This is a genomic window from Halocynthiibacter namhaensis (genome assembly GCF_000812685.1).
GTDB classification, from domain to species: domain Bacteria; phylum Pseudomonadota; class Alphaproteobacteria; order Rhodobacterales; family Rhodobacteraceae; genus Halocynthiibacter; species Halocynthiibacter namhaensis.
Window position 1 is genome coordinate 16320 of sequence record NZ_JWIF01000014.1, and the last position, 10667, is coordinate 26986.

General features: G+C 55.2%; 19 protein-coding genes. All 19 read left to right on the top strand.

Annotation, left to right across the window (positions count from 1 at the left end):
- Nucleotides 1-4: 4 nt before the first annotated feature.
- Nucleotides 5-916 (top strand): Mu-like prophage major head subunit gpT family protein, encoded by a 912-nt coding sequence (locus RJ38_RS02425; RefSeq protein ID WP_039017332.1) that lies wholly within the window; start codon nucleotides 5-7, stop codon nucleotides 914-916.
- 74 nt (nucleotides 917-990) lie between these two features.
- Complete coding sequence (locus tag RJ38_RS02430; RefSeq protein ID WP_039017333.1) at nucleotides 991-1368, top strand: hypothetical protein; 378 nt, start codon at nucleotides 991-993, stop codon at nucleotides 1366-1368.
- A gap of 30 nt (nucleotides 1369-1398) precedes the next feature.
- On the top strand, nucleotides 1399-1845 hold the full coding sequence (locus RJ38_RS02435) for a gp436 family protein (RefSeq protein WP_052245144.1): 447 nt from the start codon (nucleotides 1399-1401) through the stop codon (nucleotides 1843-1845).
- Between the two features lies 1 nt (nucleotide 1846).
- Complete coding sequence (locus RJ38_RS02440) at nucleotides 1847-2293, top strand: phage virion morphogenesis protein (RefSeq protein WP_052245145.1); 447 nt, start codon at nucleotides 1847-1849, stop codon at nucleotides 2291-2293.
- Nucleotides 2290-2805: a hypothetical protein gene (locus RJ38_RS02445; protein WP_039017334.1), complete on the top strand. Its 516-nt coding sequence runs from the start codon at nucleotides 2290-2292 to the stop codon at nucleotides 2803-2805. Before RJ38_RS02440 ends, RJ38_RS02445 begins: the two co-directional genes overlap by 4 nt.
- The gene (locus RJ38_RS17935; RefSeq protein ID WP_052245146.1) at nucleotides 2805-3236 is read left to right on the top strand and encodes a phage baseplate assembly protein V; all 432 of its coding nucleotides are present in this window, start codon (nucleotides 2805-2807) and stop codon (nucleotides 3234-3236) included. The genes RJ38_RS02445 and RJ38_RS17935 overlap by 1 nt, the downstream gene beginning before the upstream one ends.
- Nucleotides 3236-3472, top strand: coding sequence for a hypothetical protein (locus tag RJ38_RS02455; RefSeq protein WP_039017335.1), 237 nt, complete (start codon nucleotides 3236-3238; stop codon nucleotides 3470-3472). The genes RJ38_RS17935 and RJ38_RS02455 overlap by 1 nt, the downstream gene beginning before the upstream one ends.
- Nucleotides 3469-3849 carry a GPW/gp25 family protein gene (locus RJ38_RS02460; protein ID WP_039017336.1) on the top strand — a complete coding sequence of 127 codons (381 nt, stop codon included), beginning with the start codon at nucleotides 3469-3471 and terminating at the stop codon, nucleotides 3847-3849. Before RJ38_RS02455 ends, RJ38_RS02460 begins: the two co-directional genes overlap by 4 nt.
- Nucleotides 3846-4745, top strand: a complete 900-nt coding sequence (locus RJ38_RS02465; protein ID WP_039017337.1) for a baseplate assembly protein — start codon at nucleotides 3846-3848, stop codon at nucleotides 4743-4745. Before RJ38_RS02460 ends, RJ38_RS02465 begins: the two co-directional genes overlap by 4 nt.
- The gene (locus RJ38_RS02470; RefSeq protein WP_039017338.1) at nucleotides 4738-5301 is read left to right on the top strand and encodes a phage tail protein I; all 564 of its coding nucleotides are present in this window, start codon (nucleotides 4738-4740) and stop codon (nucleotides 5299-5301) included. Before RJ38_RS02465 ends, RJ38_RS02470 begins: the two co-directional genes overlap by 8 nt.
- Nucleotides 5301-6545 carry a phage tail protein gene (locus RJ38_RS17940; RefSeq protein ID WP_039017357.1) on the top strand — a complete coding sequence of 415 codons (1245 nt, stop codon included), beginning with the start codon at nucleotides 5301-5303 and terminating at the stop codon, nucleotides 6543-6545. The genes RJ38_RS02470 and RJ38_RS17940 overlap by 1 nt, the downstream gene beginning before the upstream one ends.
- Nucleotides 6545-7081 carry a DUF4376 domain-containing protein gene (locus tag RJ38_RS02480; protein WP_039017339.1) on the top strand — a complete coding sequence of 179 codons (537 nt, stop codon included), beginning with the start codon at nucleotides 6545-6547 and terminating at the stop codon, nucleotides 7079-7081. Before RJ38_RS17940 ends, RJ38_RS02480 begins: the two co-directional genes overlap by 1 nt.
- 8 nt (nucleotides 7082-7089) lie before the next feature.
- Nucleotides 7090-7485 carry a hypothetical protein gene (locus tag RJ38_RS02485; protein ID WP_039017340.1) on the top strand — a complete coding sequence of 132 codons (396 nt, stop codon included), beginning with the start codon at nucleotides 7090-7092 and terminating at the stop codon, nucleotides 7483-7485.
- Nucleotides 7482-7787, top strand: coding sequence for a hypothetical protein (locus RJ38_RS02490; RefSeq protein ID WP_039017341.1), 306 nt, complete (start codon nucleotides 7482-7484; stop codon nucleotides 7785-7787). The genes RJ38_RS02485 and RJ38_RS02490 overlap by 4 nt, the downstream gene beginning before the upstream one ends.
- On the top strand, nucleotides 7780-8961 hold the full coding sequence (locus RJ38_RS02495; protein ID WP_039017342.1) for a phage tail sheath subtilisin-like domain-containing protein: 1182 nt from the start codon (nucleotides 7780-7782) through the stop codon (nucleotides 8959-8961). The genes RJ38_RS02490 and RJ38_RS02495 overlap by 8 nt, the downstream gene beginning before the upstream one ends.
- A 56-nt stretch (nucleotides 8962-9017) precedes the next feature.
- A complete protein-coding gene (locus RJ38_RS02500) occupies nucleotides 9018-9515 on the top strand; it encodes a phage major tail tube protein (protein WP_039017343.1) in 498 nt (165 codons plus the stop codon).
- 85 nt (nucleotides 9516-9600) lie between these two features.
- Nucleotides 9601-9915: a phage tail assembly protein gene (locus tag RJ38_RS02505; protein ID WP_039017344.1), complete on the top strand. Its 315-nt coding sequence runs from the start codon at nucleotides 9601-9603 to the stop codon at nucleotides 9913-9915.
- Nucleotides 9916-9941: 26 nt separating this feature from the next.
- Nucleotides 9942-10073 carry a GpE family phage tail protein gene (locus tag RJ38_RS18400; protein WP_082005603.1) on the top strand — a complete coding sequence of 44 codons (132 nt, stop codon included), beginning with the start codon at nucleotides 9942-9944 and terminating at the stop codon, nucleotides 10071-10073.
- Nucleotides 10074-10078: 5 nt separating this feature from the next.
- Nucleotides 10079-10667, top strand: a 589-nt coding sequence (locus tag RJ38_RS02510) for a phage tail tape measure protein (RefSeq protein WP_039017345.1), incomplete at its 3' end; no start/stop codon positions are given.

Below are 10667 nucleotides of genomic sequence, written 5' to 3' on the forward strand. Positions count from 1 at the left end.
TGCCATGATGGTCACCCCCGCCATTCTTACCGCCCTTCAGGTCGGTTATAAAAAGAACTTTCAAGACGCGTTCACAGCGACGCGCCCGGATAGCGACTACAATCGCGTTGCCACCACGATCACCTCAACCTCAGCCTCTGAGACCTATGGTTGGCTCGGCAAGTTCCCCAAAATGCGGGAATGGGTTGGCGCGCGTGCGGTCAAAGATATGAAAAGCCATAGCTATTCCATCGCCAATAAAGACTTTGAGGCCACGGTCAGTGTTGGTCGCAATGATATTGAGGATGACAACCTTGGGATCTACGCGCCATTGTTTCAGGAAATGGGTGTCAGTGCCGCGCAACAGCCGGATGATCTGACCTTTGGCCTGATGGCACAGGGCCGCAGTGAACTTTGCTATGACGGGCAGTATTTCTTCGACACGGATCACCCGTCTTTCGATGAAGCTGGTGCCGCAACTGCCGTGTCCAATGTGGATGCTTCAGGCCTTGGCACCAATCCCTGGTGGTATCTTGTGGATACAACCCGGCCTCTCAAACCCATGGTGCATCAAGAGCGCAAGAAACCTGAATTTGTCTCCCACACCGATCCGAACCACTCAGATCATGTCTTCCACAACAAAGAATTCCTTTACGGTGTCGATGCGCGCAGCAATGTGGGCTTTGGTCTGTGGCAGATGGCCTATGCCTCCAATGCCGCCCTTGATGGCGACAGCCTGGACGCGGCGATTGAAGCGATGCGCCTGCTTAAAGACAGCAATGGTCGCCCATTGGGCATCAAGCCAAGCCTGCTGGTAGTTGGTCCAAAACTACGGTCGCAAGCCAATAAAACCGTGAAGGTGATGTTGGGCGATGGTGGTGCATCCAATGCCAATTACAACGCGGTTGATGTTCTCGACACCTCCTGGCTGACCTAATCCAGCGCAAGAATTGACATAGGGCGGGCCATCACGGCCCGTCAATCTCTCCCCATTTTCTGAAAGCAGATCCCATGATCCCCACAGGACCCGTTCTCATTGCCGCGCGCGCTGCCACTGGCTTTTGGCGTTGCGGTAAACAATTCAGCAAAGCCGGTGTGATTGCTCAGGTGAAAGACTTCACGGATGAGCAATGGCTGCGCCTCACAGGTGAGCGCATGCTGATCATCAAACCCGCCTCTGATGCCGATGCGGCAGAATTGCAAGATCGTGCCACGCAGATCTCTGAAGCGATCCAAACGCTGAGCCCGGAAGATTTCCAGAAAGACGGCAAGCCCCGCGTTGATGCGCTGAATGCGCTGTTGTCGGATGATCTCGGCAAGATCTCAGCTGCTGAGCGTGATGCGGTGTGGGCAACAATCTTGCCCGCTGACGACAGCACCGAAGACTAATTTCCACACCCCAGAGAACGGACCTTATCCATGGCCTATGCCAGTCAGGCAGATATCACACTGATCTATTCCGAGGATGCGCTTTATGTAGCGGATCGGGATGGCGATGGTGTGGCCGATGCCCCGGCGATTGCGCGGGCCATGGATCTCGCCTCTGGGGAAATCGACAGCTATATTGGTGCGCGCTACAGCCTTCCGCTGGCAAACGCACCTGCGATCCTGATGCAGTTCTGCGTCGATATCGCGGTCTATCGTCTGGCCTTGTCGCGCGACGTGCTGACCGAAGAACACCGCCGCCGTTATGAAGATACAATCAAGCACCTCAAAGATATTGCGCGCGGCACGGCGGCATTGATTATGCCCGGCGCAACGTCTGGAAACCCAACACCCGGCACCACGGCACCAGCTCGCCCGCAACCGATTGTATCCGGTGGCCCGGAGCGCATCTTCACCCGTGCCAAAATGCGGGGGCTTTGAGATGTCAGGCATTGCTCTTTCTCTGACAGCACCCGGTCTTGATGACGCGATCCGCAGGCTTGCGCGATTGCAGGGTTTTGAAATGGCGCAGCTGGCTGATGATGCCGGGACACTTTTGGAAAGCTCTGCCAAGAACCGATTTGAAACCAAGGAAGCGCCCGATGGCACGCCCTGGGCGGAATGGTCTGAGGCTTATGATGAGACCCGCAATCATGACAAACATTCGCTTTTGGTTGGGGAAAACAACCTGCTCGAAAGCGTGCAAAGCTATACCCAGGGCAGCGATGTCACCGTGGGTTCAAACCTGATTTACGCCGCTCATCACCAGCTTGGCGGTGAAGAGATTGGCAGCGGTATGCCTGAGCGTCCCTATCTTGGCATGTCATCTGATGATGTTGAAGATCTGCGCGATCTCGTGACCGCCCATATGGACGGGACCCTGCAATGAGCGCCGCCCCCGATACACTTTCAAACCTGCCACAGATCATTTGTGATGAGGTCAGCATCCGCTTGCCGGATCTCAAAGCCTGCAAACCACATGCCGGAAAATTCTCGCTGGAAGAGCTGAAGAAAAGCGGCCTCACGTCACCTGCCGTTGTGATCTCAACACTTGGGGCCAAACAGGGTGAAGGTTACGCCGGACATTCCACTGAGTTCCTGCTTTCAATGGCGGCTTATGTCGTGTGCAAAGATGCGCTTGGCCTGCAACGTGATCTGGCGGCCGCCAATATCTGCCAGGTGTTGCTGGAATTGGTGCCCGGAAAAAACTGGGGTAATCCAGCCTGTGGTCAGGCGCAAGGCGTGGCGATGCACACGCTGATCTCAGCCAAAAGCAAAGACAGCGGCGTCTCGCTTTGGGCGGTGACCTGGAACCAACCGATCACGTTTTTCCAATCCAGCCCGGCACCGCTTGGCGCGCAAATCTATGTCGGTGGCACGCCGATCAGCGGGGCAAGCTGATGTCATATGCCGATTCAGAAGCAGATCGCCGGATTGCCAATATTATTTCCGTGGGCCGCGTCACGGCTGTGGACCCTGCCAAATCTGCGGCGCGTGTGCAGATCGGGGATCTTCTCACGCCGTTTATTCAGGTGGGGCAACTCAGCGCCGGTGCGATTCAATTCTGGTGGATGCCAAGTGAGGGCGAACAAGTCGTGGTCGCCGCACCTTCAGGTGACATGGCGCAGGCGATGATCATTTGCTCAATCTATGCAGGCAATGCCCCCAGTTCAGATGCCGGCACGCCAATGATCAATCTCAATGGCGGCGAGATCCACGTGAACGGCACGATGATTGTTTCTGGTGACGTGATCGCCAGCGGTGTCAGCCTTGTTCACCACACGCATTCCGGCATCAAACCCGGTCCCGCAAATACAGGAGAACCCAACTGATGGAAAAACCACAGGACTATATCGCAAATGCTGACGGCTGGATTGCTGGCAAATGGTGCGCCAAGGGCACGTCCCTGCGGATGACCGCACATGCGGCCAAATATGAACAGGTGACACTGGCCTCAGACGCAAGCCCCAAAGTTGAGCTGACCGGCGCGCTGGATGATCCTTTGGTCAAATCCACAGGCCTTGCCGCAAAAGCTGCAACCGAAACCAAGAAACGTGCGCGCAAATGAACATTGCTGTCAGCACAGGCATGGATCGCCAGACGGGGCGTAGGATCACGGGGGATGCGCATTTGGCGCAATCCATCGCTGACATCCTCACCACGCCCAAAGGCACGCTGGTTATGCTGCGTGATTATGGTTCTGACCTGCCTGACATTATTGACCAGCCCATCAATGGCGAAACTCTGATTGATGTCTATCAGGCAACTGCTGAGGCGCTGGATCGATGGGAGCCGCGCCTGAAGCTTGAGCGCGTGCAGATCACCCAAGCCCGCGCTGGCTTTGCCGAACTTGAACTGAGCGCTGAGGTCACCGGCGACAGCCGTGTGCTGCCGGTCGCGGTGGATCTCGTCAATAATCCCTTCAATACTGGGGGCGCGTCATGAGCCGCTTTTCTCAGGTCGATCTCTCAAAACTGCCCGCGCCGGATATCATCAAACCCGCCGCATATGAGGTCTTACTGGCCGATATGAAGCTTGAGGCCATTCAAGCCATGCCTGAACTTGCACCGTTTCTGGCACTGGAAAGTGAACCTGTCAGCAAACTGTTGCGGGTCTGTGCATGGTTTCGGTTTTTGGATCGCTTAGAGTTCAATGACGATGCACGCGGTTGCATGTTGGCGCTGGCGACTGGTCCCAATCTTGATGGCTTGGCGGCCTTTTGGGGCGTGGAACGTCTGATCATTCAGGCCGGGGATGATCAGGTGGACCCGCCGATCCCTGAGATCCTGGAAGATGATGCCGCCCTGCGTGCGCGCACCCAGCTTTCGCTTGAAGGTCACACATCTGCGGGCACAATCGGGGCTTATATTTTCCATGCGATCTCTGCCGATGGTGCGGTGAAAGATGCCGCTGTCAGCCGCCCCGCGCCGGGTGAAGTTGAGGTTGCTGTGCTGGCCCATGGTGGTGATGGCACCCCCTCTGCAGCACTATTGGCATTGGTTGTGGATGTGCTGGATGAGACCCGCCCGCTGTGTGATCTCGTGACTGTAAAAGCCGCTTCAATCACTCTTTACAGCATTGAAGCCGTGCTGACTTTGATGCCCGGCGCTGACAGTGCGCAGATCCTCGCGGCAGCCCAGGCTGAGGTTGCTGAGTTCATCGCGGTCCATCACAATCTTGGCCATGACATCACCCGGGCGGGTTTAACGGCGGCGCTGTTTCGGCCCGGTGTGCAGAATATTGATCTGATTGTGCCTGCCGTTGATCTGGTGATTGCACCGGATGAGGCTGCGTTTTGCGGTGCGGCCCCGATCCTGACGGTTGGGGGCTTTAATGTCTGATAGCATTTTGCCCCCCAATGCCACCCGTGTTGAATTGGCTTGCGAACGTGGCATTGCCGTGAGCCGTCCAGATCTCACGCCTGTTGCGGCTTTGATGAACCCAGACACATGCCCGGTGCATTTGCTGCCTTGGCTTGCTTGGGCGCTGTCTGTGGATTTTTGGGATAGCGGTTGGAGCGAGGAAACCAAACGCGCATCCATTCGTGAATCTGTGAGCATTCACCGCGTCAAAGGCACGCTGCAATCTGTCAGGCGCGCCCTGAAGGCTGCGGGTTATGGCGACGCCACAGTGGTTGAGCGTTACGGCTATGAAACCTACGACGGCGCATACAAATATGACGGATCAATCACGTATTCCGAGCCTGATCATTGGGCAGAATATCGCGTTTATCTGACTCGCCCGATTACGATTGAGCAGGCTGCGCAGGTGCGCGCCATTCTGCGCCTAGTGGCCCCAGCACGGTGCCACCTAAAGGGCTTATTCTTCACCGAAGCCCTGAATTCTTACAATGGCCGCATCACCTATGACGGCTCATATACTTATGGAGTTGCCTGATGGCTGATCTTGTTGAAATTGCTGAATTTACACCTGGAATTTTCCAAGTCGAAACAAGCACTGCCGTCATGGGAGGGCCACCTAATCTTGCGACAAAGACAGGTGGCCCGAATATTGCAGCCCAACAGCTTGCGAACCGGACGCTCTATAACAAGCAAGAAATTGAGGCTCTGAAATTGGCACTTGGGAATATTGACGTCTCTGCCCAGATCAATGCGGCTATTGCTGCTTTGGTCAATGGTGCGCCTGGTGCGTTGGACACGTTGAATGAACTGGCCGCTGCGATTGGCGACAATGAAAGTGAACTGGCTGCGTTGTTGGCGCAGATCGCCGCGTTGTCTACCAAAGTCGATGGCGCAGGGGTGCCAATCGGTCAAGTTTCGGGCTTCCATTCAAGCGTTGCGCCTGCGGGTTGGGTGGTCTGTGACGGTTCCGCAGTCACGGCACTTTACCCTGATTTGCGCACGCATCTTTTGGCGCAACCCGGTGTGGTGACCGATGTCATTGGTAATCCGCTTTTGCCGGATTATCGCGGTGAATTCATGCGCGGCTTGGATGCTGGGCGTGGTGTGGATACGGGGCGCGTGTTGGGATCGGCACAGAGTTGGGCAATCGAAAACATTGTTGGTACTTTTGACGGAAATGTTAATGATAACAATTCCATCAAAACGGGCACGTTTTACGTACAGTCTACGTCAGTCACTGGCAGTGGCAGCGACGGTGTTGCGGGTGGCGGTAGCGTTGGCTTTGATGCGTCACGTACTGTTCAAACATCAAATGAAACTCGCCCGCGTAATATCGCGGCCTTATTCTGTATGAAAGCTGCTGATCAGGCTTTAACCGGGGGCATGGCTGATCTCGCACAACTTTTGACCAGCGTGGCAACACAGGCAGAGGCTGAAGCTGGCGTTGATGACACAAAAGTCATGACCGCCTTAAAAGTAGCGCAAGCTCTGACCAATGCAGGCTTTGCATTATCTGAACATGTGTTTGGCGTCGGTCAGACCCGAACGGATGTCACGGGACTGCGGCCAGCCAATCTTTCCATCCATAACAACACACCAAAGATGCGGCACATCCTTTTTGAGGCGAATTCAAACACCACACTATCCACATCTGTTGATGGGGTGGTTTGGGTGTCTCATCCTCTGGTCAACGCATATGATCAAGGGTCATTTTTTGTGATGCCATGGGAACATTACAAAGTTAACAAAACCACATCCACATTCTGGGAGATCAGCTGATGCTGTATTATTTTTTCCATTCCTCCAAAGGCATGTGGGCAGTAGTATCGGAACCAACCCCTGATCTTTTGGCCTCATATCCTGAGGGAACGATCGCGCTTCCTGGGAGACCATCTGATGATCATCAATGGAATGATGTTGCTGGTGAATGGCAACATGTAGCGCCGCTTGTATCGGGTGCTGATATTGACGCGGAACGCAACCGGCGCATCACGGCAGGCTTCAACTTTGAGGGCCATATCTTCCAGGCCGACCCTGAAAGCCTTGCCAATATCACGGGTGCCACCACATCGGCCATTGGTGCGTTGATGGCAGGCAAGGCAGGCGATGATGTCAATTGGGCAGACCCCGCCACGCCTTTTGTGTGGCTGGCTGCTGACAACACGCTGGTGCCCATGGGACCTGCGCAAGTCGTGGCTTTTGGCAATGCCGCCATGGCCCATAAATCGCAACACATCCATGCGGCGCGGGTTTTGAAAAACACGAACCCAATCCCCGCTAACTTTGCGGATGACAACTTTTGGGGTGCGGTCTGATGCAGAGTATGAGCCGCCCATCATTCCATGATTTAACCACGCAACAACAACGCCAGTTCGGCAATGGTGTTGGGCCGTACTGGTTGCCTAATAACATGCGCAATCTGATCACCAAAACCGCGAGCTGGTTCTTTAAAGATGCAAGCTGGCGTCACCATGATTTTGGCTATGCCGTTGGCGGTGATCGTTGGGATCGGGCGCGCTGTGATTGGAAGTTCTTCACGGCCATGCTGCGCGATGCGGTCTCACAACCCGTGGTCTGGTCACTAATTGCCGTGCCTGCAGCGCTTTTGATCAGCGTTGTTTTATTCCTTGCCGTGCGCATTGGCGGGCAGTTCGGATCGTTTGAATATCGCGACAGCTACGCCAGCCTTGAGGATGTGATTGGGGGATACCGCACATGAGCCTCATATCTCGCATCTTCAAGAAACTGGCGCGCCGCAAACGCAAAACAGGGACGTTGCGCAAATCCGTGTTTCGACCTGGGCGCAACAGAATGAACGACACTGCGGCAACGCTGTGGCAGCGCAAATATCGCTTTCGGGAAACGCCCGCTGTGCGCGCCGGAACAAAGAGACGCTACGTCCGCGAGCGCAAAACCCGGCGTCATATCTCACGCAAAAAAGGGGCGCTATTTTTCATGAGCTGCACTGATCCAAACCAAGAAACCCACTTTTACAAAACCATAGGAGGCATCCATGCCTGAACAATTTCTTCACGGGGTTGAGGTCATCCAAGTTGATGACGGCATTCGCCCCATTCGTATTGCAAAAAGCTCAGCAATTGGCTTCGCAGGAACCGCGCCAGATGCCCCTGAAGGCTTCCCTCGCAACGAACCCGTGCTGATTAAGGGGCCGCGTGATGCGGCTCAACTCGGCTCGGGAGGAACACTCAAAGATGCCTATATGGCAGCATATCAGAATGGTGCTAGTGAAGTTGTGGTCAGCCTCGTACCTGAAGGTTCAAGCGCTGCAGAAACAATGGCTAACGTTGTTGGCGATCCTACGGCGGGGACCGGCGTATGGGCCTTGCAAAACGCAGGCAATAAATTGGACATCGTCCCACGTATTAATGCTGCGCCAGGGTTCACAACTGGATTACCTGCCGATGGGGTAAATCCAGTGGTTTCAAACTTGATTACTATTGGTGACAATACGCGTGCCATCGTTGTTAAAGATGGCCCAAATACTACAGAAGAAGACGCGAAGTTGGATCGGCAAAACTACGGTTCTGACCGTTTGCTGATCGTTGATCCTGCTGTGCGTGTGTTTGATACGGATTCTGCCGCCTATACCACGCGGCCAAACTCAGGTTATATTGCTGGGTTAATCGCCAAACGTGACGTCGAAAAAGGTTTCTGGTGGTCACCTTCCAACCAAGTGATCCGTGGGATCTCTGGTACTGCAAGGCCTGTCAGTTTTCATCTGTCTTCATCTGCAACTGAAGCCAATCGCATGAATGAGGCCGAGGTTGCCACCATCGTGCGCCGAAATGGCTTCCGCCTGTGGGGTAATCGAAGCACCAGTGCTGATGCACAATGGGCCTTCCTCTCTGTGCGGCGCACAGCTGACATTATCTATGAGAGCATTGAGCAAGCGCATCTTTGGGCAATGGATCGTCCAATGTCTGCCCAACTGATCATGGATATTCGTGACGGCGTGCAAGCGATGGGGCAACAATTGATCAATTCCGGCGCATTGCTTGGGTTCAATTGCTGGCTTGATCCTGAACTCAACACAGAGACCACGTTGAAATCAGGCAAGCTCTATATCGATTTTGATTTTGAGCCACCGGCACCGCTGGAACACCTGATTTTCCGCGCCCATCGCAATGGCACTTACTATGATGAGCTGATCTCAGATGTGAGTGCTGCCGCCTAACAATGGGGGCGCATGCAGCGCCCTTTCAATTCCCGTAATTTATAAGGATATGCGAGATGCAATACCCGCGTAAAATTCGCAACTTCAGCGCCTTTATTGATGGCGTCAGCTATGCTGGCCGCGCGCTTGAGGGCAAACTGCCAGAGCTTAAACTGCAACTGGCCAGCCACCGGGGTGGTGGCATGGATGGCCCCATGGCCCAGGACATGGGCATGGAAGCTATGAAGGCCGAAGTGACCCTGGCCGATTGGCCGCCTGAGCTGATCAAAATGTTTGGCACACGCCAACGCATGACCCTGCGCCCCGGCGCCATGGGCGAACATGATTTTTCCGCAGACAGCTTTGTTGCCACCATTGGCGGGCGTTGGTCGATGGTCAACTTCAGTGATCTCAAACCGGGCTCTGATGTGCCCCTGAAACTCACGCTGGAAGTCGATTGTTTTCGCATGCTGCATAATGGCGATGAGCTTTTTGAAATCGACATCGAGGCGGGCAAACGCGTGATCGGTGGCGTCGATCAGCTTGCTCAAATCCGTGCGGCCATGGGTCTCTGATCACGCGCCCAATCTGACTTTCCCAACATCTTCAGGCGGCATGTGATCGCCTGATTAAACCCTCTTTCAAACTGGATTAAATCCCATGTCAAACGTCACCAAAATGAACACTGTCGCCCTTGCCACCGCTGTCGAGATCGACGGCAAACAGGTCTCAGAAATCTCCCTGCGCAAACCTTCCAGCGGTGAGCTGCGTGGGCTTTCCCTCGTGGATATCATGCGCATGGAAACCAACACCATGATCAAGCTGCTGCCGCGTATCACGCAGCCGCCATTGTCGCCCGCCCAGATCGGCGCATTGGATCCTGCAGACCTCACGGATCTCGCGGGGAAGACTGTGCTTTTTTTCGTGAAGAAGAGCCAGTTGGAGGGACAGGTTCTGGAACTGGAAGCGAATTAAAACTCCCCGATGATGTTGAAGAGGCGATGGCTGACATCGCCTCTGCCTTCCATTGGTCGCCTGCTGACATGGACACAATGGCCGTGGAAGAGCTCGCCCGCTGGCGTGAAAAAGCCCGCGCCCGCCATGAAGCCCAGAACGCCACAACACAGGACTAACTCCCATGGCCACCGGCAATCTCAATGTTGCGATGATCTTAAAACTGGTCGATCAGGTCTCGGGGCCAGCGGCGGGGGCTGTAAGTGCTTTGCGCGGCATTGGTGCGGCGACGGAACAGGCCGGGCGCGCTGGTGTGGCTTGGTCAAATGAACAGCTCGCCGCCAACCAAGCCCGCATGCAAGGATTGCAATCGCAAGCCCTTGGCATCGCCGCCACGGGGTATGCGTTTTATCAGGCTTTAAAGCCCGCGATTGAGTTTGAAAGCGCCATGGCCGGTGTCTCGAAAGTCGTGGATTTTGACAGCCCGGACGGCCTTGCCCAGATGCAGGAAGACATTCTCGCCATGACCACATCCGGCGCGCTCCCCATAGCCGCCGAGGGCATTGCGGCAATCATTGAGGCGGCAGGTCAGGCCGGTGTGGTTGATTCAGCGCTGCCCGATGATGAGGAACGCGCCCAGCTTATTGCATTTGCGCGCGATGCGGCCCAGATGGGCGTGGCCTTTGATATCTCAGCCGAGCAATCCGGCGCATCCATGGCGCAGTGGCGCAAGGCAATGGGGCTGAGCCAATCGCAAGCGCTTGGCCTTGGGG